The sequence below is a fragment of the Bordetella petrii genome, assembly GCF_017356245.1.
Lineage (GTDB): Bacteria > Pseudomonadota > Gammaproteobacteria > Burkholderiales > Burkholderiaceae_B > Bordetella_A > Bordetella_A petrii_D.
This window is the reverse complement of sequence record NZ_JAFMZZ010000001.1, coordinates 23,193-44,189: the sequence shown is the minus strand read 5'-3', so window position 1 is coordinate 44,189 and position 20,997 is coordinate 23,193. Positions and strand designations below refer to the sequence as shown.

The 20,997-nt window shown below is 69.6% G+C and carries 18 protein-coding genes; 9 read left to right on the top strand and 9 right to left on the bottom strand.

What is annotated here, in order from left to right; translation table 11 throughout:
* Positions 1 to 126 precede the first annotated feature (126 nt).
* Positions 127 to 1,119 (top strand): tripartite tricarboxylate transporter substrate binding protein, encoded by a 993-nt coding sequence (locus J2P76_RS00220; RefSeq protein ID WP_207403633.1) that lies wholly within the window; start codon positions 127 to 129, stop codon positions 1,117 to 1,119.
* Between the two features lie 2 nt (positions 1,120 to 1,121).
* Positions 1,122 to 2,198, top strand: coding sequence for an NADH:flavin oxidoreductase/NADH oxidase (locus J2P76_RS00215; protein WP_207403631.1), 1,077 nt, complete (start codon positions 1,122 to 1,124; stop codon positions 2,196 to 2,198).
* 63 nt (positions 2,199 to 2,261) lie between these two features.
* Here J2P76_RS00215 and J2P76_RS00210 read toward each other — a convergent pair whose 3' ends face one another.
* The 6 genes from J2P76_RS00210 to J2P76_RS00185 are packed head-to-tail and all read right to left on the bottom strand — an operon-like array spanning position 2,262 to position 11,013.
* Positions 2,262 to 3,503: an MFS transporter gene (locus J2P76_RS00210; RefSeq protein WP_207403629.1), complete on the bottom strand. Its 1,242-nt coding sequence runs from the start codon at positions 3,501 to 3,503 to the stop codon at positions 2,262 to 2,264.
* 33 nt (positions 3,504 to 3,536) lie between these two features.
* Positions 3,537 to 4,283 (bottom strand): peptidylprolyl isomerase, encoded by a 747-nt coding sequence (locus J2P76_RS00205; RefSeq protein ID WP_207403627.1) that lies wholly within the window; start codon positions 4,281 to 4,283, stop codon positions 3,537 to 3,539.
* A gap of 14 nt (positions 4,284 to 4,297) precedes the next feature.
* The gene (gene narI / locus J2P76_RS00200; RefSeq protein WP_207403625.1) at positions 4,298 to 4,984 is read right to left on the bottom strand and encodes a respiratory nitrate reductase subunit gamma; all 687 of its coding nucleotides are present in this window, start codon (positions 4,982 to 4,984) and stop codon (positions 4,298 to 4,300) included.
* Positions 4,977 to 5,690 (bottom strand): nitrate reductase molybdenum cofactor assembly chaperone, encoded by a 714-nt coding sequence (gene narJ, locus J2P76_RS00195; RefSeq protein WP_207403623.1) that lies wholly within the window; start codon positions 5,688 to 5,690, stop codon positions 4,977 to 4,979. The genes narI and narJ overlap by 8 nt, the downstream gene beginning before the upstream one ends.
* Before the next feature lie 4 nt (positions 5,691 to 5,694).
* Complete coding sequence (gene narH / locus J2P76_RS00190) at positions 5,695 to 7,245, bottom strand: nitrate reductase subunit beta (RefSeq protein ID WP_207403621.1); 1,551 nt, start codon at positions 7,243 to 7,245, stop codon at positions 5,695 to 5,697.
* Positions 7,246 to 7,254: 9 nt separating this feature from the next.
* On the bottom strand, positions 7,255 to 11,013 hold the full coding sequence (locus J2P76_RS00185; protein ID WP_207409062.1) for a nitrate reductase subunit alpha: 3,759 nt from the start codon (positions 11,011 to 11,013) through the stop codon (positions 7,255 to 7,257).
* Positions 11,014 to 11,296: 283 nt separating this feature from the next.
* Here J2P76_RS00185 and J2P76_RS00180 point away from each other — a divergent pair, with 283 nt between their 5' ends.
* From J2P76_RS00180 to J2P76_RS00160, 5 genes are all read left to right on the top strand, one after another.
* Positions 11,297 to 11,935 carry a TetR/AcrR family transcriptional regulator gene (locus tag J2P76_RS00180; protein WP_207403619.1) on the top strand — a complete coding sequence of 213 codons (639 nt, stop codon included), beginning with the start codon at positions 11,297 to 11,299 and terminating at the stop codon, positions 11,933 to 11,935.
* On the top strand, positions 11,932 to 14,481 hold the full coding sequence (locus tag J2P76_RS00175; protein WP_207403617.1) for a PEP/pyruvate-binding domain-containing protein: 2,550 nt from the start codon (positions 11,932 to 11,934) through the stop codon (positions 14,479 to 14,481). Before J2P76_RS00180 ends, J2P76_RS00175 begins: the two co-directional genes overlap by 4 nt.
* Positions 14,482 to 14,811: 330 nt before the next feature.
* On the top strand, positions 14,812 to 15,162 hold the full coding sequence (locus J2P76_RS00170; RefSeq protein ID WP_207403615.1) for a VOC family protein: 351 nt from the start codon (positions 14,812 to 14,814) through the stop codon (positions 15,160 to 15,162).
* 9 nt (positions 15,163 to 15,171) lie between these two features.
* Positions 15,172 to 15,735: a GNAT family N-acetyltransferase gene (locus tag J2P76_RS00165; RefSeq protein ID WP_207403613.1), complete on the top strand. Its 564-nt coding sequence runs from the start codon at positions 15,172 to 15,174 to the stop codon at positions 15,733 to 15,735.
* Positions 15,736 to 15,813: 78 nt separating this feature from the next.
* The gene (locus tag J2P76_RS00160) at positions 15,814 to 17,097 is read left to right on the top strand and encodes a hypothetical protein (RefSeq protein WP_207403611.1); all 1,284 of its coding nucleotides are present in this window, start codon (positions 15,814 to 15,816) and stop codon (positions 17,095 to 17,097) included.
* Between the two features lie 13 nt (positions 17,098 to 17,110).
* Here J2P76_RS00160 and J2P76_RS00155 read toward each other — a convergent pair whose 3' ends face one another.
* The 3 genes from J2P76_RS00155 to J2P76_RS00145 are packed head-to-tail and all read right to left on the bottom strand — an operon-like array spanning position 17,111 to position 18,857.
* Positions 17,111 to 17,686 carry a hypothetical protein gene (locus tag J2P76_RS00155; protein WP_207403609.1) on the bottom strand — a complete coding sequence of 192 codons (576 nt, stop codon included), beginning with the start codon at positions 17,684 to 17,686 and terminating at the stop codon, positions 17,111 to 17,113.
* Positions 17,683 to 18,270: a hypothetical protein gene (locus J2P76_RS00150; protein WP_207403607.1), complete on the bottom strand. Its 588-nt coding sequence runs from the start codon at positions 18,268 to 18,270 to the stop codon at positions 17,683 to 17,685. Before J2P76_RS00150 ends, J2P76_RS00155 begins: the two co-directional genes overlap by 4 nt.
* Positions 18,267 to 18,857 carry a hypothetical protein gene (locus tag J2P76_RS00145; protein ID WP_207403605.1) on the bottom strand — a complete coding sequence of 197 codons (591 nt, stop codon included), beginning with the start codon at positions 18,855 to 18,857 and terminating at the stop codon, positions 18,267 to 18,269. Before J2P76_RS00145 ends, J2P76_RS00150 begins: the two co-directional genes overlap by 4 nt.
* A gap of 180 nt (positions 18,858 to 19,037) precedes the next feature.
* On the opposite strand from J2P76_RS00145, the gene J2P76_RS00140 reads away from it, so the two are divergent.
* Complete coding sequence (locus J2P76_RS00140; protein WP_207403603.1) at positions 19,038 to 20,150, top strand: NAD(P)H-dependent flavin oxidoreductase; 1,113 nt, start codon at positions 19,038 to 19,040, stop codon at positions 20,148 to 20,150.
* Between the two features lie 2 nt (positions 20,151 to 20,152).
* Positions 20,153 to 20,956, top strand: a complete 804-nt coding sequence (locus tag J2P76_RS00135; RefSeq protein WP_207403602.1) for an AraC family transcriptional regulator — start codon at positions 20,153 to 20,155, stop codon at positions 20,954 to 20,956.
* Positions 20,957 to 20,997 lie beyond the last annotated feature (41 nt).

Sequence of the window (20,997 nt, the reverse complement as noted above, 5' to 3'; positions counted from 1 at the left end):
ACATCAAGTTCTTGATCCGGCCCTATGCCGGGGCCGGACGCGTTCCTATACTGCCGCCGGAGAACAGCGCCGGCCACAGGCGCACGGCCCCGGCATTCCGCCGGAGCCCCACTAAGAGGAGCCAAGATGAATACACACGCCTCGCGGCCGTGGAGCCGCCTGCTGCGCGCCTGCGCCTGTCTGCTGGCTGCCGGCGCCATGCTGCCCGCCGCCCGCGCCGCTTATCCCGAGCACCCCATACGCATCATCGTGCCCTTTTCGGCCGGCGCCACGCTGGACCTGATGACGCGCGCGGTGGCCGAACAGCTGACGGGCGAACTGGGCCAGCAGGTCATCGTGGAAAACCGGCCCGGCGCCAGCGGCATCATCGGCGCCGACGCCACCGCCAAGGCCACGCCCGACGGCTATACCTACATGATGGCGCCGTTCAGCGTGCTGGCGGTGAACGCCAGCCTGCACAAGAACCTGCCGTACGACAACCTGCGCGATTTCGCGCCGGTGGCGCTGGTGGCGGCGGCGCCGCACGTGCTGCTGGCCAGCGCGCAGTCGCCGTTCAAGACGCTGGGCGAACTGATCGCGTATGCCAAGGCGCATCCCGGCGAACTGTCGTATGCATCGGCCGGCGCCGGCAGTTCGGCGCACCTGGCCACCGAAGTGCTGCGCTACATGACGGGCATGGACATGGCGCACGTGCCGTACAAAGGCACCGCCCCCGCCTACAGCGACCTGATTCCCGGCCGGGTGGCCGTCATGATCGACGGCGTGGGCGCGGCCCTGCCGCGCATCGAATCGGGCCAGGTGCGCGCGCTGGGCGTTACCAGCCCCAGGCGCGTGCCGGTGCTGCCCGATGTGCCCACGCTGGCCGAAGCCGGCGCCCCCGGGTACGATGTGACGCCATGGTATGGCATGGTGGCGCCGCGCGACACGCCGGCCGCGGTGGTCGACGCCATGAACCAGGCAATCAACCGCGCGCTGCGCGGCGATGCGCTGAGCAAACGCTTTGCCGAAATGGGGCTGGAACCGCGCGGCGGCACGCCGGCCGAGTTCGGCAAGTACCTGGCCAGCGAAACCGCCAAATGGCGCGAAGTCGTGCACAACGCCCACGTTACAGTGAACTGAGCATGCCCAGTCTGTTGTTTACCCCGCTGCAACTGCGCAGCGTCGTCTTCAAGAACCGCATCGGCGTGGCGCCGATGTGCCAATATTCGTGCCGCGACGGCCTGGCCAGCAACTGGCACCTGGTGCACCTGGGCAGCCGCGCGGTGGGCGGCGCGGGCATGGTCATGGTGGAAGCCTCGGCCGTGTCGGCCGCGGGCCGCATCAGCCCGGCCGACCTGGGTATCTGGAGCGACGCGCACGCGGCCGCGCTGGCGCCCATTGCGCAATTCATCGCCGAACAGGGCGCGGTGCCCGCCATCCAGCTGGCCCACGCCGGCCGCAAGGGCTCGACGCAAGTGCCCTGGCAGGGCCGCCAGGCCGTGCCGCCGGAACAGGGCGGCTGGCCGGTGCGCGCGCCCAGCCCCGTGCCCTTCAACGATGTCTATCCGCTGCCCGCCGAAATGAGCGAGGCCGACATCGCGCAAGTGGTCGACGATTTCGCCGCGGCGGCGCAGCGCAGCCGCGCCGCCGGCATGCAGGTGGTAGAGCTGCACATGGGCCATGGCTACCTGATGCACCAGTTCCTGTCGCCCCTGAGCAACCGGCGCACCGACGCCTACGGCGGCTCGTTCGACGGGCGCGCGCGGGCGCCGCTGCGGGTGGCGGCCGCGGTGCGCGAAGCCTGGCCGCGCGACCTGCCGCTGTTCGTGCGGCTGTCGGCCACCGACTGGCTGGAAGGCGGCTGGGACGTGGCGCAGTCGGTGGAGCTGGCGCGGCGCATGAAGGCCCTGGGCGTGGACCTGGTGGATTGCTCCAGCGGATCCATCGTGCCGGGCTCGCAGGGGCAGGCCGTGCCGGGCTACCAGGTGCCCTTTGCCGACCAGATCCGCCGCGAAGCCGATATTGCCACCGCCGCGGTGGGGCTGATTACCCAGGCCGCGCAGGCCGAAGAGATCTTGCGCCATGGCAGCGCCGACATGGTGCTGCTGGCGCGCGAACTGCTGCGGGACCCCTACTGGCCGCTGCGGGCGGCGGCCGAGCTGGACGCGCAGGCGGAATGGCCGGTGCAATACCTGCGGGCGGTGTCGGCGCGGACTTGAGCCTGCCGGTATTATCAGGTGTCTGACACCCGCAGGGTGTCAGACACCTGGCGACGGCCGGAATCAGCGTTCCGGCGCCACCTCGCCCGAGATCTCCACCCGCCTTACCTCGCCCAGGTACATCACGATCAGCGACACCCACACCACGCCGTAGAGCAGCATGAAGCAGCTGGAGCGGATCTGCAGCGCGTCGGCCATGGCGCCGAACAACAGCGGCAGCAGGAACCCGCCCAGCCCGCCGGCCAGGCCCACGATGCCGGTCACCACGCCCATGTTCTCGGGGAAATCGTCCGCCACGTACTTGAACGTGGAAGCCATGCCGAAGGCGAACATCGCCCCCAGCACGAACAGCAGCAGCGTGAACAGCCAGATCGGCAGGTAGATGTGGAAGGACTCCGAGCCGTGCAGGGTCTGCACTGTCAGCGTAGTGTTGGGGTACGACAGGATGAACAGGCATATCCAGGCCACCCACAGGCACCACCAGGTCATCTTGTGCGCGCCGTAGCGGTCGGCCAGGCCGCCGCCCACAGCGCGCAGCACCGCCCCCGGCAGGGAAAAACCGGCCGCCAGCGCCGAGGCGGCCACCAGGGCCAGGCCGTATTCGGCCTGGAAATACTGGGGAATCCACAACGACAGCGCGGTGAACCCGCCGAAGGTAATCGAGTAATACTGGCAGTAGCGCCATACGCGGGGGTTCTTCAGCACCTTGAACTGGTCCAGCAACTTGCCGCCGGATTTGCCGGCCCCGGGATCGGGCGCCGCCACGAACCAGAACAGCACCGCCGTCACCAGCAGCGCCACCGCGTAGATCTTGGGCACGGCCCGCCAGCCGTAGGTTTCAAGCAGCACCGGCGTGATGAACAGGTTGACCGCCGCGCCCACCGTGCCGGCGCCGAAGAACCCCATGGCGAAGCCCTTGCGCTCGGCCGAGAAAAAGCGCGACACATAAGGCGTGCCCACCGCGAACGAGGCCCCCACCAGCCCCAGGAACAGGCCGATCAGCAGAAACTGCCACAGCTCCTGCGCGTAGCTGACCAGGTACACCGGGATCGCGCAGCCCACCAGCAGCACCGTCATCACCACCCGTCCGCCGTAGCGGTCGGTCCATATACCCAGCGGCAGGCGGAAGACGGCGCCGGTCAGCACCGGGGTGGACGTCAGCAGGCCGAACTGGAAGGCGTTCAGCCCGAGTTCCTGGCGGATGCGGATACCCAGCACGCCGAACATCATCCACACCACGAAGCAGACCATGAAAGCAAACGTGCTGCTGTACAACACCGCGTAGGCCCTGGGGTGATTGCTCATCGAGCTCTCCAGTCGAGACGGAAGGGAATCGGCTTACTGCAGCAGCGGCGAGTCGGCGCCGGGCATGTCCAGGCCCTCGATGCGCGCCTGGCCCACCAACCATTGCAGGTACTGGTGCGTGGCGCGGCGTTCCGAGGCCTGCGCCAGCCAGGCGGCGATGCGCGCGTGCACGGCGTCGAATGCCATCAGCGTGCCTTCGACCTTGCGGCCGGTGCGTACGATATGGAAGCCGTGGCGCGTCTGCACCAGGCGATCCAGCAGCGTGTGGGCCGGCATGGCGAACACGGTCTGCTCGAACTCGGGCAGCGTATCGCCGCGGCCGATATCGCCCAGCCGGCCGCCTTCCTGGGCCGACATGCAGTTGGAATACTGGCGCGCATAGCCGGCGAAGGCGTCGGGCGCGGCGCGATGCACTTCCTGCAGCACCTCGCCGGCCCGCGCGCGCAGGCGCTGCGGGTCGACCCGCGGCGTCAGCTGGAAGAGGATGTGCCACACTTCGACCAGCGCCCCGCTCATGAACTGCCCGGGATGCTGTTCGTAGTAGCGGCGGCAGGCGGCCTGGTCGGCCTTGGGTGTGCGCACTTCGGCGGCCAGCACCGCCCGCACCGCGGCATCGTCGTCGCCCTGGGCCACGCCCAGGGCGCGGGCCCGCTGCAGCAGCAGTTCGCGCAGCACCAGCTCATGGCTGGCGCTCTGCTCGGGGTCGGGTTCGTGCTGGTGGCGCGGCAGTTCTGCCTGCAGCCGGGTTTCGTCGATGGCAACGCCGTTCACCGAGATCATGTCCGTCCCTCCGGTCAGCGCGACCGCACCAGCTGCCAGGCCCGGGTCAGGTAGCCCACCGAGGCGAAGCCGCTCCATACATGGACCAGCCGCGTGAACGGAAAGATCAGGAACAGCGTCATGCCCAGCACCATGTGCCACTGGTACACCCAGGGCACGCCTTGCATGATGTCGGCGGCGCCCGAACGGAACGTGACGATGCGCTGCGCCCATTCGCCCAGCAGCACCATCAGCGCGCCGTCTTCGTGCTTGGCCGAGGTCAGGATGGACAGCAGGCCCAGCGACAGCACGATCAGTATCCAGAACAGCGTCAGCCAGTCGGAAAACCGCGAGGTCGCGTGCAGGCGGGGCTCGGAAATGCGCCGGTAGATCAGGATCAGCAGGCCCACCATGCATACGATGCCCAGTATCGCGCCCACGAACACGGCCATGGCCTGCTTGGCATGCGTGGACAGGCCCAGCGCGTGGTACACCGCCGGCGGCGTCAACAGGCCCACCAGGTGGGTGAAGAACAGCGCGATGATGCCCAGGTGAAACAGGTTGCTGCCCCAGCGCAGCGCGCCGCGCTTGAGCAGCTGGCTGGAATCGCTTTTCCAGGTGTACTGTTCGCGCTCGAAGCGCGCCAGGCTGCCCAGCAGGAATACCGCCAGGGCAATGTACGGGTACACGCCAAAGAAGAAATAGTGCACATGATCAGCCATGTCGCTCTCCTTGCGCGGCCTGGGGCGCCGCCTGCGTCCGCCGGGGGTCGGTTTCGTAAAAGTGCACGGGCTGGGCCGCCTGGCCGCGGGCGCGCAGCGCCGGCTCGGTGCCGTCGGCGCCGGGGCCGAAGGTGACCATGGTTTCTTCCATCTCGCCTTCCGGCGGCTCGGGCAGCTGCCGGGGCACGATGTCGGTCAGCGTGCGCAGCACGCCGAACACCGCCGCGTAGGGGCTGCCGTTTTCGGCCAGCTTGTCGCCGATGCGCGCCAGCACATGAATGGCGTCGCCCAGCAGCGCCGCCGCGTCGGCGGGCGCGATCTGGCCCAGGAATTCCAGGAACAGCGGCACGTAGTCGGGCAGCTCGCTGGTGTCCAGCAGCAGCCCGTGGCGCAGGTATTCCTCGCGCAGGTCCACCATGGCCTGGCCGCGGTCGCGCGACTCGCCGTGGATATGCTCGAACAGGTGCAGCGAATGCGCCGGGCGCCGGTCGAAGGTGGCCACATACTGTTCCTGCAGGGCGATCAGGTCGCCGTTGCCGCCCAGCAGGTCGAACACCGGGGCCAGCTGGGCGCGGCGCGGCGCGTCCAGGGCGGCGCGCAACTCGGGCAGCGCCGCCAGCTGGTCGGCGTCGGGATACGCCAGCAGGGCCGACAGCACGCTGTAGACGGACACGCCGGGCGCGGCGGCGGAAGGCTGGGTCGTCATTGCGCTACCCCGCCACTTTGTCGCGCTGCACTTCCATGAACACCACCTGCTGCTCGTTGCCGCGCGGCTTGTTGCCGAACAGGCTGCCCTTCGATACGCCGTCGGAACAGCCATTGCCGAACGAGAAGCCGCAGCCGCCGCGCATGTCGAAGGCGTCTTCGGCATACTCGCGATGCGAGGTCGGGATGACGAAGCGGTCTTCGTAGTTGGCGATGGCCAGGTAGCGGTACATGTCCTCGACCTGGGCCGTGCTTAAACCCACCTGGCTCAGGATGTCGCCGCGCTCTTCGCCGTCGACCGTGCGGGCCCTCATGAAGGCGCGCATGGCCAGCAGGCGCTCCAGCGCCAGCGCCACCGGCGCCTCGTCGCCGGCGGTCAGCATATTGGCCAGGTAGCGCAGCGGGATGCGCAGCGAGCGCACATCGGGAATTTCGCCGAAGGCGCCGATGTGGCCGCTATTGGCTGCCGACTGGATCGGCGACAGCGGCGGCACGTACCACACCATGGGCAGCGTGCGGTATTCGGGATGCAGCGGGAAGGCAATGCGCCACTGCACCGCCATTTTGTAGGTGGGCGACTGGCGCGCCGCGTCCAGCCAGCCCTGCGGCACGCCGTCGGCCAGCGCCTGCGCGATCACGGCCGGGTCTTCCGGATCCAGGAACACGCCCAGCTGGGCCTCGTACAGGGCTTTCTCGTCCTGTACGGACGCGGCCTGCTCGATGCGGTCGGCGTCGTACAGCAGCACGCCCAGGTAGCGGATGCGGCCCACGCAGGTTTCGGAACACACGGTGGGCTGGCCGGCCTCGATGCGCGGATAGCAGAAGATGCACTTTTCGGCCTTGCCGCTTTGCCAGTTGTAGTAGATTTTCTTGTACGGGCAGCCCGACACGCACATGCGCCAACCGCGGCACTTGTCCTGGTCGATCAGCACGATGCCGTCTTCCTCGCGCTTGTAGATCGACCCGGACGGACAGCTGGCCACGCAGCTGGGGTTCAGGCAGTGTTCGCACAGCCGGGGCAGGTACATCATGAAGGTGTTCTCGAACTGCCCGTAGATGTCTTTCTGCACGTCTTCGAAGTTGTAGTCCTGAGAGCGCTTCGAGAACTCGCCCCCCAGGATCTCTTCCCAGTTGGGGCCCCACTCGATCTTTTCCATGCGCTGGCCGGTGATCAGCGAGCGCGGCCGCGCCGTGGGCGCGGCCTGCAGTTCCGGCGCGTTGTGCAGGTGCTCGTAGTCGAACGTGAACGGCTCGTAGTAGTCGTCGATCTCGGGCAGGTTGGGATTGGCGAAGATATTGGCCAGCAGCCGCAGCTTGCCGCCCTGGCGCGGCTCGATCTTGCCCGCCGCCGTGCGTTTCCAGCCGCCGTTCCAGCGCTTCTGGTTTTCCCAGTCTTTGGGGTAGCCGATGCCGGGCTTGGTTTCCACATTGTTGAACCAGGCGTATTCCATGCCGCCGCGCGAGGTCCAGACGTTTTTACAGGTGACCGAACAGGTATGACAGCCGATGCATTTGTCCAGGTTCAGCACCATTGCGATTTGCGCACGCACCTTCATGCCTGTCTCCTAGACGTGGGGGGTTTCGGGTTGGGCCGCACGCGGCCTTTCCAGCCAGTCGATCTGGTTCATCTTGCGCACGATCACGAATTCATCGCGGTTGGAACCCACCGTGCCGTAGTAATTCAGCCCGTACGACAGCTGGGCGTAGCCGCCGATCATGTGGGTGGGCTTGAGCACCGCGCGCGTCACCGAATTGTGGATGCCGCCGCGCGCGCCGGTGATTTCCGAGCCAGGCACATTCACGATCTTTTCCTGCGCGTGGTACATCATGGTCATGCCTTCGGGCACGCGCTGGCTGACCACCACCCGCGCCACCAGGGCGCCGTTCACGTTGTAGGCCTCGATCCAGTCGTTGTCCACCAGGCCGGCGCGGGCGGCGTCTTTTTCCGACACCCACAATATCGGCCCGCCGCGCGACAGGGTCAGCATGATCAGGTTGTCGGTGTAGGTGGAATGGATGCCCCACTTCTGGTGCGGGGTGATGAAGTTCAGCACCACCTGGGGGTTGCCATTGCCGTAGCGCTCTTCCAGCATGGGCGTGATCGACTTGGTGTCCACCGGCGGGCGGTACACGCACAGCGCTTCGCCGAAGGCGCGCATCCAGGTGTGGTCCTGGTAGAGCTGCTGGCGGCCTGTCAGGGTGCGCCAGGGAATCAGCTCATGCACATTGGTGTAGCCGGCGTTGTAGCTGACATGATCCGATTCCAGCCCCGACCAGGTCGGCGACGAGATGATCTTGCGCGGCTGCGCCTGCAGGTCGCGGTAGCGGATTTTCTCGTGCTCGCGCGGCAGCGCCAGGTGCGCGTGGTCGCGGCCCGTCATGGCCGACAGCGCCTGCCAGGCCTTCACCGCCACGTGGCCGTTGGTCTCGGGCGCCAGCGCCAGGATGGTCTCGGCCGCGTCGATGTCGGTGTCCAGGCGCGGCAGGCCGTGGCTGACGCCCTGCTCGTCCACCTGGTAGTTCAGCTGCGCCAGCAGGTCGCATTCGTCACCCGCCGGCCAGTTGATGCCCTTGCCGCCCACGCCCAGCTTGCGCGTCAGCGGCCCCAGCGACGTGAACTGCTTGTACAGGCCCGGGTAGTTGCGCTCTACCACCGCCATCGACGGCATGGTCTTGCCGGGAATCATCTCGGCCTGGCCGTGCTTCCAGTCGCGCACGTCGTACGGGTCGCCCAGTTCGGCGGGGCTGTCGTGCTGCAGCGGCGTCAGCACCAGGTCTTGCGCGGCGGGCAGTTCGGTCTCGGCGATGGCCGAGAACGCCCGCGCGATGCCCTTGTAGATTTCCCAGTCGCTGCGCGATTCCCACACCGGGTCGACGGCGGCCGACAGCGGGTGGATGAACGGATGCATGTCCGAGGTGTTCAGGTCGTTCTTTTCGTACCAGGTGGCGGTGGGCAGCACCACATCGGAATACACACAGGTGGTGGACATGCGGAAGTCCAGCGTCACCAGCAGGTCGAGTTTGCCGCGCGGCGCCTCGTCATGCCAGGCCACTTCCTGCGGCTTGTCTTCGCCGGCCTGGCCCAGGTCCTTGCCCTGCACGCCGTGCTCGGTTCCCAGCAGGTGCTTCAGGAAATATTCGTGGCCCTTGCCCGACGAACCCAGCAGGTTGGAACGCCACACAAACATGTTGCGCGGATGGTTGTCGGGATGATCGGGGTCTTCACAGGACAGTTTCAGGCGCCCGTCGCGCAGCGCCTGCACGGCGTAGGCCGCGGGCTCCTGCCCCGCCTGGCGCGCGTCGCGCACCACCTGCAGCGGGTTGGTCTGCAGCTGCGGCGCAGACGGCAGCCAGCCCATGCGCTCGGCGCGCACGTTGAAATCGATCAGCGAGCCCTGGAACGCGCCCGGGTCGGCCAGCGGCGACAGGATCTCGGACACTTTCAGCCGCTCGTAGCGCCACTGGTCGGTGTGCGCGTAGAAGAACGACGTGCCGTTCATGTGGCGCGGCGGACGGCACCAGTCCAGGCCGAACGCCAGCGTGGTCCAGCCGGTCTGGGGCCGCAGCTTTTCCTGGCCCACATAGTGGCACCAGCCGCCGCCCGACTGCCCCACGCAGCCGCACATCACCACCAGGTTGATGATGCCGCGGTAGGCCATGTCCATGTGATACCAGTGGTTCAGGCCCGCCCCCAGAATCACCATGGACTTGCCCTGGGTCTTGTCGGCGTTCAGCGCGAACTGCCGCGCCACGGTGATGACGTCGTCGCGCTTGACGCCCGTGATGCGCTCTTGCCAGGCCGGCGTATAGGGCACGTCGTCGTCGTACGAGGCGGCCACGTTGGCGCCGCCCAGCCCGCGGTCCAGTCCGTAGTTGGCCATCAGCAGGTCGTACACCGTCACGGCCAGCACCTCGCCCTCGGTGGTCTGCAGGCGGCGCACCGCCATGTTGCGCTCGAGCACCTCGGCGTGGTCGGTGCCCTGGAAGTAATCGTGCTGGCGGCCGCCGAAATACGGGAACGCCACCGGCACCACGTCGTCGTGGCTGCCCACCAGCGACAGGCGCAGCGTTACCGCGCCGCCCTGCGCGTCCTTGGCTTCCAGGTTCCACTTGCCCTGGTCGCCGCCTTCCTGCTGGCCCCAGCGAAAGCCGATCGACCCGGCCGGCACCACCACCTGCCCGGTGGCGTCGTCGCAAGCCACGGTCTTCCAGGCCGGGTTGTTGGCCTGCCCCAGCCCGTCCGGAAAATCGGCGGCGCGCAGCATGCGTTCGGGCACATACCGGTCGCCCTGCCGCACCAGGCGCACCAGGAAGGGCATGTCGGAATAGCGGCGGCAGTATTCGCGGAAGTATTCGCTCTTGCCCTCGAGGTGAAATTCTTTCAGGATCACATGGCCCATGGCCAGCGCCAGCGCGGCGTCGGTGCCCTGCTTGGGGTGCAGCCACAGGTCGCCGAACTTCGCCCCCTCGGCGTAGTCGGGAAAGATCGACACGATCTTGGCGCCGCGGTAGCGCGCCTCGACCATGAAGTGGGCGTCGGGCGTGCGCGTCTGCGGCACGTTCGAGCCCCACAGCATGATGAAGCTGGAGTTGTACCAATCGGCCGATTCGGCCACGTCGGTCTGTTCGCCCCAGGTTTGCGGGCTGGACGGCGGCAGGTCGCAATACCAGTCGTAGAAGCTGAGAATGGTGCCGCCCAGCAGCGACAGATACCGGCTGCCGGCCGCGAACGACACCATCGACATGGCCGGGATCGGCGAGAACCCCACCACGCGGTCGGGCCCGTAGCGCTTGACCGTGTGTACGTTGGCGGCGGCCACCAGCTCGTTGACTTCGTCCCAGGTGGCGCGCACGAACCCGCCCATGCCGCGCACGCGCTTGTATTCGTCGGCCAGCCCCGGGGTGGCGCAGATGTGTTCCCATGCCGCCAGCGGCGCCATGGTCTTGCGGGCCTCGCGCCACAGGCGCGCCAGGCGGCCGCGCAGCATGGGGTACTTGATGCGGTTGGCGCTGTACAGGTACCACGAATACGACGCGCCGCGCGAACAGCCGCGCGGCTCGTGGTTGGGCATGCCGGCGCGCGTGCGGGGGTAGTCGGTCTGCTGGGTTTCCCACGTGACGATGCCGCCCTTCACGTAGATTTTCCAGGAACAGGAGCCCGTGCAATTCACGCCGTGGGTCGAGCGCACGATCTTGTCGTGCTGCCACCGGTCGCGATAGGCCTTTTCCCAGCTGCGGTCTTCTTGGACAACACTGCCGTGCCCATCGGCGAATGACTCTTTGGCACGGGTGAAGTACTTGAGGCGGTCGACGAAATGGCTCACGGTCAGGCTCCAGATGGCGTTGGCAGGGGCTACGACGCGCTGGGCCGGCTGGGGGGCGGCCTGGGGAGCTTGCACTGGAGAGATGCCATCGAAGTTTCCTTATCGACGATCAGCCTGCAGACAATGTCGGACTACCGTACAGCGTATGCAAGATGGCGTCAATATTGGCAACAGTTCTGGGGATTGGCTCTGTTGCAGGGGGAAATTGGTTCTTGTGGCGCCGCTTTCATTTATTTTTGAACGACGTATAATTTTGCTCATCGTATATTAAAAAGTGGCAAACATGACTGAGCTGGATACCGACACGCCCAGGCCGGGGCGGCGTGAGCGCAAGCGGCAGCAGACGCTGGATCATCTGGCCGACACCGCGCTGCGGCTGTTCGAGGCCTTGGGGTATGACGCGGTCACGATGGAACAGATTGCGGCGCAGGCGGATGTGGCCAAGGGCACGCTGTACAACCACTTTCCGGTCAAAGAGGCGCTGCTGGCGTATCACGTGCACCGCGACCTGGCGGGGCACGCGCCCGGACTGCTCGAGGCCATGCGGGCGCTGCCCGGCTTTGCCGCGCGCATGGCGTACTTGCTGCAGGCCACCAGCCACTGGGCCGAGTCGCATCGCGCCTACCTGCCGCACTATCTGCGTTTCCGGCTGGCATATGCCGATGTAGGCGCGGGCGCCGCGGCGCCGCGCAGCGGGCTGGACCGGATCGTGGAAGCATTGATCGAGACCGGCCAGCAGGCCGGCGAAGTGCGCGCCGACCTGCCGCCAGCGCAGCTGGCGCACATGTTCCAGTACATGTACCTGGCCACCCTGACCCGCTGGCTCGGCGGCCAGGGCGGCACGCTGCGCCGCGAGTTCGACGCCACACTCGGCGTCTTCCTGGGAGGCGTCGCGGCGGCGCCCAGGGCGCGCCGCACATGAGCGCCCTGCTGCTCGACTGGGCCGCCGCCGCCCAGGCCGGCCCGGCGATAGCCGGCGGCAAGGGCTGGCAATTGGGGCGCATGGCCAGCCTGGGCGTGCCGGTGCCGCCGGGTTTTGTCATTGCCGCGCAGGCGGGCGTCGCGGTGCCGGCCGACATGCAGGCCGCACTGGCCGCCGAGCTCGAGCGCCGCGGCTGGCAAGACCTGCCGCTGGCCCTGCGTTCGTCGGCCCCGATGGAAGATTCGGCCGGCGCTTCGTTCGCCGGCATCCATTTGTCGCGGCTGAACGTGCGCGGCCAGGCGGCCGTGCTGCAGGCCGTGCGCGACATCCGGGATTCCGCCTGGACACCCCAGGCGCGGGCGTATCGGCAGCGCCTGGGGCTGGCCGATGCGGCGGCCGGCATGGCGGTGGTCGTAATGCCTCTATTGCAGGCCGAGTCCGCCGGCATCATCTTCACCTGCGACCCGGTCTCGGGCCGCGACGACCAGCTCGTCATCCATGCCAACTGGGGCCTGGGCGAAGCACTGGTAAGCGGCCAGGCCGACGGCGACGAATACCGGCTGCAGGAAGACCGCGTCGACGGCAGCCTGCGCCTGGCGGGCCGGCGGCTGGGCGCCAAAGCGCGCCACACCGCGGTGTCGCCCGGCGGCGGCACCGAACTGCTGCCCCTGCCTGCCGCGCGGGCCGCGCAACCCGTGCTGACGCCGGCGCAGGCGGTGTCGCTGGGCGAGATCGCACGCGACGCCGCGGCCGCGCTCGACTACGCCCAGGCGGGCTACGACCTGGAATGGGCCTGGGACGGCCGGCGCCACTGGATCGTGCAGGCCCGGCCGGTGACCACCCGGGCGCACCGCACTTATGCGGCACTGGCCGGGCAGCCCGCCTATTGGTCGCGCGGCAATACCCGCGAAATTCTTCCCGACCCCCTGTCGCCGCTGGACTGGACCCTGTGCCGCGCGATGGCCGACCGCATGCTTACGCGCGGCTACGAACTGGCCGGCTACCCCGTCCTGCCGGGCGCCGCGCACGCCGCGCTGTTCTACGGGCGCCTGTATCTGCAAACCTCGCTGATGCAATGGGAAGGCTACGACGCGCTGGGCATTGCGCCGCGCGACATGAACCGGCTGCTGGGCGGCGAACAACCGGAAATTACCGTGCCGGCGCCATCGCTGCGCCAGCGCTGCGCGCGCGGTCTGCGCCTGCTGCGCTATCTGCGCGCGGCAGGCCGGCAGCGCCGCGCCGCGCCGGCGGTGCTGGCAAGCGCCTTGCGGCAGGCCGCCGGCTGGCGCGCGCAGCCCCTGCCGGAAACGCCCGCGGCCTGGGGCGCGCGCCTGCGCCAGCGATTCGCGGCAGTGCGCGGCGCCGACGACCTGTTCTTTCTGCAGGGCTCGGGCGGCGGCACGCTGTACAACCTGGTGCAGCTCATCGACAAGTACTGCCCGGGCCAGGGCCACGCCTTGGCCGCGGCCCTGATGGCGGGCGGCCCGCCCAGCGTCACGGCGCAGCAGGCCTACGAACTGCTGGACCTGGCGCGCATCGCCGCCGCCGACGGCCCCGCGCTGGCCTGGCTGCGCCAGCCCGGCCGGCATAGTGCCGAATGGCGGCATCAGCTGGCCCGCAGCAGCCCGTTCCGGCAGGCTTTCAGCGCTTTCCTGAAACGCCATGGCCACCGCGGCCTGTATGAAACTTATCTGCGCAGCCCGCGCTGGCGCGAATCCCCCGGCTACCTGCTGGACCACATCGCCGGCCTGCTCGGCTACGACGACGCCGCCCTGCGCCTGCGCCAGCAGCAGGCCGGCACGCAGGCCTGGCAGCGCGTGCGCGGCGCGCTGCCGCTGTGGCTGCGGCCGCTGGCCCGTCGGTTGCTGCAGGCGGCGCAGGCCGACAGCAGGCACCGCGAAGCGGCGCGCAGCGCGCTGGCCGCCTACCTGGAAGTGCTGCGCGGCGACGCGCTGGCGCTGGCGCGGCGCTTCAGCGGCACCGATGGCCTGCAGCGCCCCGACGACATCTTCAACCTGACCGCGGCCGAGCTCCAGGCCCTGGCCGAAGAGCGGCTGGCGCCCGCCGCCGCCGCCAGCCGCGCCGCCCAGCGGCGCATGCGCCTGCAAGACTGGGCCGCGCAAGCCGAGCCGGCCGTCATTGCCGCCGCCGATGCCCCGCCCGCCGCGGCTGCCCCGCCGGACCAGGCGCCCGCGGCGCCCGGCGGCCGGGCCGGCGCCTGGCAGGGCACGCCCGTTGGCAGCGGGCAGGCGCAGGGCCGGATCCACATCGCCCGCAGCCCCGCCGACGGCCTGGGCATGGCCGCGGGCGACGTGCTGGCGGTGCCGTCCACCGACCCGGCCTGGACGCCGCTGTTCCTGAAAGCGGGCGCGCTCATCATGGAAACGGGCGGCTACCTGTCGCACGGCGCCATCGTCGCGCGCGAGTTCGGCATCCCGGCCGTCGCCAACATGCCCGGCATTCTCGGGCAGTTGCAGGCGGGCGAAACCGTGCAGGTCGACGGCACGCAGGGCCTGGTGAAACGGCTGGGCCGGCACGCATCCTGACGCGCAGTCCCGCACAGCGTGCAGGTCAGGGGGCGTTGCCAGCAGGTGTCCGGCTCCCGCAGGGTGCCGGACACCGACGGGTGCAGAGGCTGTCTCAATAGCACGGTGTCTGACACCCTTTGGGAGTCAGACACCTGGGCAACGCCATGTGGCTGGATCCGGAAAACAGCATCCTGCCGGCGCCGGCGCGCACGGTCAGCCTGAACGCGCAGGTGTATTTCTAGGGCGCCGCGGCGGCGGCCCCGCTGCGGCTGCGGTATCGTACGCAGACAGCCCCCGCCACGTCCGCGGCCTGCCGTGCCGCGGCGCGCGGCCGCCCCAGGAGCCCCCATGCAAGTCAAGCGCATCGTCGCCAACATCCACGCCACCAACATCGCGGCGGCCCAGCGGTTCTATGGCGACGCGCTGGGCCTGGACATCCTGATGGATCACGGCTGGCTTGCCACCTACGGCGCGCCGCGCAGCATGACGGTGCAGGTCAGCGTCGCCACCCAGGGCGGCTCGGACACCCCCACCCCGGATCTTTCCATCGAAGTCGACGACCTGGACGAAGCCCTGCGGCGCCTGCGCGCGGGCGGCTTCGCCATCGAATACGGCCCCGCCGACGAACCCTGGGGCGTGCGCCGCTTCTATGTGCGCGACCCCTTCGGCAAGCTGGTCAACATCCTGGTGCACCGCTGAAGGCGCGGCATGGACCTGCAACCGTTTCTCAGCGGCGGGCCGCTGCCCGACATCGGCTCGCAGGGCCTGGCGCTGCGCCGCCTGCGGCGGCAGGACGCCGCGGATTGGTATGCCTATCTGCGCGACGAGACCGTCACGCGCCATACCAGCTGGCAACTGGCGGGCCAGTCCGACCTGGACCAGCTCATCGCCGCCTGCCTGTCGGGCACCGGCAATTGCGTGCGGCTGGCCATCGGCGACACGGATACCGGCCGGCTGCATGGCACCATCGGGTTCAACGAAATCGCCGCCGCGCACGGCCGGGCGGAAATCGCCTACGACCTGGCGCCGGCGCTGTGGAATCGCGGCATCGCCTCGCGGGCCTGCGCGGCGGTCAGCGGCTGGGCGCTGCAGTCGCTGGGGCTGTGGCGCGTGCAGGCCACGGTGCTGGATTCCAACCTGGCCTCGCAGCGCGTCCTGCAGCGCTGCGGATTCAAGCCCGAGGGCCTGCTGACGCACTATCGCATGGTGCGCGGACAGCCGCGCGATTTCTGGATCTACGCGCTGACGCGCGGCATGCGGCCCGCGCCCTGACATCCCGAAGGAAAAAGATACAGCGCCGCGCCCCGGCTGCTTGCTAAGATCGCCGGTTCCATCCACGGGAGGACCGGAATGCAGGGGATCGCCGCGCCGTTCGTACTGACGTTTCGCCTGTGGGGACGTTTCTGGCCACAGCTGATGGCCCTGGTGCTGGCCGGCGTGCTGGCCCACAACGTGCTGCTGTTGCTGGCGGTGCGCACCGGCTTCGCCAACCACCTGGCCGGGCTGGCCATGCTGACGCTGGTTGCGCTGGCCCAGCTGGTGGTCACCGTGACCATGTTCCAGGTGCTGCTGCCCGGCATGCCGGCCCTGCGCGCCGCGCAGGCCGCCGCGCGCGGCGATGCCGGCGCCGAAGAGGCCGGTTCGCGCAGGCTGCTGTCGGCGGTCACCATCGCGCTGCTGCCCTTCTTTGCCTACTACGCCGCCTGGGGCTTCCTGGGCAACACCGTGCGGCAATACTCGCGCCTGGCGCTCGACCTGGATCCCTTCGGCGAGCACGGCATGATCCTGGACGCGCTCGACTCGCGCTGGCTGCTGGTGTCGGTGGCCATATCGTGGGCGGTGCGCAAGCTGGCCAAGCGGCTGCGCGAATCCACCGGCCGGCCGGTCTGGCAAGTGGTGGTGGTGGTGTGCGAAACCAACTGGATCCTGGTCGGCCTGTATGTCATCAGCCGCTGGAAAAGCCATGTGTGGGAATGGCTGGCCAATCACCGCCTGTGGGATAGCCTGCGCGGCATCCTGGACATGGCGGCCGCGCCCATCTCGACGGCATGGGCGGCGCCGATGGTGGCCGTCGAATCCCTGGCAACCACGCCCGGCACGCTGCTGGTAAACCTGTTTTTCTACGCGCTGCTGCCGGTGGTCTGGCTGGTGATGGCGGCGCTAGTCTACGGCTATGACGTGCGCAGCGACCAGGAACTGCTGCGCATGCATCGCCGCGTCGAACGCTTCGGCGAACGCTACCGCGCCATCCCGAAGTTCCTGCGCGACTTCATTACCCACTTCATCGGCGGCTACCGCTCGCGCTACCTGCCGGTGGCCAACGGCATCCGGCTGACGCTCAATGCCGGCGTGGTGCTGCTGGTGACGCTGATCGTGGGCTACCGGCTGATCGACTGGAGCAGCGCCTGGCTGTGGCGCGGCGCCAGCTACCTGATCGGGCCGCACGACCTGGATACCTGGCAAGTGCTGGCCCAGGGCCTGTCGCTGCTGTTCGGCAGCCCGTTCCGCGACTCATCCACCGGGCTGCTGATCGAGCCGCTGCGCATCTGCTTTCTGGCCGCCATTCTGGAAACCGCGTTCGGGCAGCCGGCGCGCCGCCCTGCGCCGGCCGCGGCGGCCGGACAGCCCGCCTGAACGCCCGCGGCGCCTACTGCACCAGCCGCGGATGCTGCGCGAAGCGCAGGTAATGGGGTTTCTGCTGCAGCAGCGACACGGTCACGCGCAGCACGCCAGCGGCTTCGCGCGGCACCAGGAAAGCCTGGCGTATGCGCAGCGTGGCGCCGGCCTTCGCGCCCGAGAAAATGGCCGACACACATTCCTGCGCATCCGAGCGCGGCAATCGCAATACATGGGTAGGCAGCCAGCGGCGCCCCTGCCCGTCCTGCAGCGCAATGGTGCAGCCGCGCCAGTTGCCGGGCAGGTCCGCGTCCTGGATCTGGACGCGGAAATCGGCCACCACGCCCATGGCATGGCCGGGAATATTGCCGCCCGCCGGCAGCGGCGCCATGCGCAGCGCATGCAGCTGCCAGCGCGCGCCGCCGAAGTCGGCCTGCTCGCCCGCCGCGACCTCGCGCGCGAGCAGGTCGCGGCTCTTCCACCAGCGCTCGATGTTCTCGTGCGTGCTGAAGGCCATCACCAGCGGCAGCAGGATCACCAGCAAGACCATGCTGCGCCGCCGCCAGCGCTTTTCGCCGGCGCCGCGGTCATCGCCGCGGCCGGTCATGACGGTTCCTTGCGGGCCGGGTTCATATCGAATGTATCCATGATGTCCAGCGCGCCATCGGCCTTGCGCGGCAGCGCGTCCAGCTTGATGCGGGCTTCGGAGTCCAGGCGCGGCGCAAAGCGCTCCGACAATCGCAGCACGGCGCCGCCCGCCTGGTCGGGGCGGATCTCGAAAATGTACCGGGCGCGCCGCGGCAGGCCCGGCTCTGCCGCGGGCGGCGACTGCCCCGGCGCCAGCGCCAGGCGGTCCGTCTGCAGATACTGGAAGCCCCGCGGCCCGACCCAGCTGGCCTGGCCCACATTCACCGAACGCGACCGCGCCGACAGCTCGACCGTGACAATGGCCCACAGCCCCGATGTCGTGCGCTCGGTTTCGCGGCCGAAGCGTTGGTAGACCAGCCGGCGGGCGAACTGCACGCGTTCGACATTGGCGTCGAACAGGCGCGTGCGCACAGCCTGGCCCATGCGCCCGGACACGACCAGCGGGCCGGTCAGCTCGTCATAGCGCGGCGTGCTGCGCTGCATGGCGAACAGCACCGCCGCGGCCGCGATCAGCAGCAACAGCGTGGCCAGCCGGCGCTTCACGAAGCCTGCTCCGCGCCGGCGGGCGGCTGGCCGAGCGGCAACGTCACCCGGCCGATCACCGCCGGGTTGAACCAGCCCGGCGTGCCGAACAGATTGTCGACCGGCTTGTAGGTCTCGGCCACCACATCGACGCTCAGCGAGGCGGGCGGCGTTGCCGAACCGGGCATCATCCAGACATAGACCACGCGCTCGGGCATGCCGGGATGCAGCAAGGGCGCGATCTGCGGATCGCGCACCTGCGCGACGACCGGATCTTCCGGCTTGGCGCCCGGCACGGGCTGCAGCCGCAGCAGATCGGAATAACTGCCGGTGGACGTTCGCGTGCGGTTGCTGAGATCGGCCTCGAGCACCAGCGCCTGCTGGCCCGGCTTGATCGGCACGCCGTAGACCCGCTTGTGGCTGACCCAGGCGCGCTGCGGCGTCACCCGCCAGCGGCCGGCCTCGATGGCGCTGCCGGCCCCGTACTGCGCCACGGGCGGCGGCGGGCCGGCCCCGAAAACGCTGTAGACCGCCGCGGCGCCCACCGCCACCGTCGAACCGACGCCGGCGGCCAGCCTGGTCTTGATCTTGCCGAATGCAGTGCGCATCTGCGCTCCTCTGTGCGAGTGGGCGGGCAATGCTGGACAGTCGGGCATCGTAGCTGCCCGCCCCCAATGGCGTAAATTGCAGGATTGTTTCGATACGTACAGCATGGCGGGCCGGCGCGCTTTGCAGCCGGCCCGCATTCAAGTACCGTTGCTTGCAAATTCCACCACCGGAAATCGCCCATGCCCACTGCTTCCGCAACCGCCGCCCCCGCCCTGATGGCCCGCCTGGGCCTGTCGGCGCCCATCATCCAGGCGCCCATGGCGGGCACCAGCACGCCGGCCCTGGCCGCCGCCGTGTCCAATGCCGGCGGCCTGGGCTCGCTGGGCCTGGGCGCCACCAACGCCGACGGCGCGCGCCAGGCCATCGCGCAGACGCGCGCGCTTACGGCGCGCCCGTTCGGCGTCAACCTGTTCTGCCATGCGCCCGACGTTTCCGACGCGGCGCGCCAGGCCCGCTGGATCGAATACCTGGCCCCCGCCTTCGCCGAATTCGGCGCCCAGCCGCCCGCCGCCCTGCGCGAGATCTACACCAGCTTCGTGGCCGACGACGCCATGCTGGACGTGCTGCTGGCCGAGCGCCCCGCGGTGGTCAGCTTCCATTTCGGGCTGCCCGACGCGGCGCGCATCGCCGCGCTACGCCAGGCCGGCATCTACCTGATGGCCAGCGCCACCAGCCCCGAAGAGGCCGCGCGCATTGCCGACGCGGGCCTGGACGCCATCGTGGCCCAGGGCGTGGAAGCGGGCGGCCACCGCGGCATCTTTCATCCCGACGGACACGATGAACAGCTGGGCACCCTGGCGCTGACGCGCCTGCTGGCCACGCAATTCCCGCTGCCCGTGGTCGCCGCCGGCGGCATCATGGACGGCGCCGGCATCGCGGCGGTGCTGGCGCTGGGCGCGCAGGCCGCGCAGCTGGGCACCGCATTCGTGTCCTGCCCCGAATCGGCGGCCGATCCGGCCTATCGCCAGGCCCTGCTGGCCGGCCCCGTTTCCACCATTTCGACCCGCGCCATCTCGGGCCGGCCGGCGCGCGGCATCGCCAACCGCCTGACCGCGCTGGGGGCCGCCGCCGACTGCCCGCCCACGCCGGGCTACCCCTTTACCTACGACGCCGGCAAGGCCCTGAACGCCGCCGCCAAGGCGCACGGCAGCGCCGACTTCGCCGCCCAGTGGGCCGGTCAGGCGGCGGCGCTGTCGCGCGGCCTGCCGGCCGCTGAACTGATGCGGCGCCTGAAAGACGAATTGGCCGCCGCCGCGGGCGGGCTGGCCGCTTACGGCAACGCGCGCGGCTGATCATGGCGCGCGGCGAGTTCCGGCGCGTGCCCTGCGGCCTGGCGGGCGCCGAGGCCATCGAAGCCGACTCGCGCCATGCGTTCGGCCGCCACACGCACGACCAGTTCGGCATCGGCCTGATCACGCGCGGCGCGCAGCAGTCCCGCAGCGGACGGGGCATGGTGCAGGCCGGCGCGGGCGATCTCATCACCGTCAACCCCGGCGAAGTCCATGACGGCAGCCCCATCGGCGATGGCGGCCGGCAGTGGATGATCCTGTATGTCGAGCCCGGCCGGGTGGCGGACGCCGTGGCCGATATCAGCGCGGGCCGCCACGGCTGGCGCGAATTCGCGCGGCCCGTGATCCGGGACGCCGCGCTGGCCGGCCGCTTTCACCGCCTGTATGCGGCCGCCACGGCCACGCGCGCCGGCGCGGCCACGCCCGCGCGCGAATCCTTGCTGCTGGCGCTGCTGGCCGGCACGCTCGACCTGCCCGCGGCAAGCCGCTGCGCAGCGGTGCCGGCGGCCATCGCCCAGGCCTGCGCCCTGATCGACGACGACCCGGCCGCGCCGCTGTCGCTGGCCGACCTGGCGCGCGCCAGCGGCCTGAGCCGCTTCCAGGTGCTGCGCGGCTTCAGCCGGGCCACCGGCCTGACGCCGCATGCCTACCAGATACAGCGCCGCGCCGCCCTGGCGCGCCGCCTGATCCGCCACGGCGCCGCCCTGACCGACGCGGCCGCGGCCAGCGGCTTCGCCGACCAGAGCCACATGGCCCGCATTTTCGTGCGCCTGTACGGCCTGACCCCGGGCGCCTACGCGCGCCCCTGATCCGGACTGCGCAGGTGCCAGGCGCCAAGATACAAGGTGCC

Bases quoted from the DNA above. Each gene is read 5' to 3' on its own strand.
- J2P76_RS00220 (WP_207403633.1), top strand. From the start codon at position 127: ATGAATACACACGCCTCGCGGCCGTGGAGCCGCCTGCTGCGCGCCTGC.
- J2P76_RS00215 (WP_207403631.1), top strand. From the start codon at position 1,122: ATGCCCAGTCTGTTGTTTACCCCGCTGCAACTGCGCAGCGTCGTCTTC.
- J2P76_RS00210 (WP_207403629.1), bottom strand. From the start codon at position 3,503: ATGAGCAATCACCCCAGGGCCTACGCGGTGTTGTACAGCAGCACGTTT.
- J2P76_RS00205 (WP_207403627.1), bottom strand. From the start codon at position 4,283: ATGATCTCGGTGAACGGCGTTGCCATCGACGAAACCCGGCTGCAGGCA.
- narI (WP_207403625.1), bottom strand. From the start codon at position 4,984: ATGGCTGATCATGTGCACTATTTCTTCTTTGGCGTGTACCCGTACATT.
- narJ (WP_207403623.1), bottom strand. From the start codon at position 5,690: ATGACGACCCAGCCTTCCGCCGCCGCGCCCGGCGTGTCCGTCTACAGC.
- narH (WP_207403621.1), bottom strand. From the start codon at position 7,245: ATGAAGGTGCGTGCGCAAATCGCAATGGTGCTGAACCTGGACAAATGC.
- J2P76_RS00180 (WP_207403619.1), top strand. From the start codon at position 11,297: ATGACTGAGCTGGATACCGACACGCCCAGGCCGGGGCGGCGTGAGCGC.
- J2P76_RS00175 (WP_207403617.1), top strand. From the start codon at position 11,932: ATGAGCGCCCTGCTGCTCGACTGGGCCGCCGCCGCCCAGGCCGGCCCG.
- J2P76_RS00170 (WP_207403615.1), top strand. From the start codon at position 14,812: ATGCAAGTCAAGCGCATCGTCGCCAACATCCACGCCACCAACATCGCG.
- J2P76_RS00165 (WP_207403613.1), top strand. From the start codon at position 15,172: ATGGACCTGCAACCGTTTCTCAGCGGCGGGCCGCTGCCCGACATCGGC.
- J2P76_RS00160 (WP_207403611.1), top strand. From the start codon at position 15,814: ATGCAGGGGATCGCCGCGCCGTTCGTACTGACGTTTCGCCTGTGGGGA.
- J2P76_RS00155 (WP_207403609.1), bottom strand. From the start codon at position 17,686: ATGACCGGCCGCGGCGATGACCGCGGCGCCGGCGAAAAGCGCTGGCGG.
- J2P76_RS00145 (WP_207403605.1), bottom strand. From the start codon at position 18,857: ATGCGCACTGCATTCGGCAAGATCAAGACCAGGCTGGCCGCCGGCGTC.
- J2P76_RS00140 (WP_207403603.1), top strand. From the start codon at position 19,038: ATGCCCACTGCTTCCGCAACCGCCGCCCCCGCCCTGATGGCCCGCCTG.
- J2P76_RS00135 (WP_207403602.1), top strand. From the start codon at position 20,153: ATGGCGCGCGGCGAGTTCCGGCGCGTGCCCTGCGGCCTGGCGGGCGCC.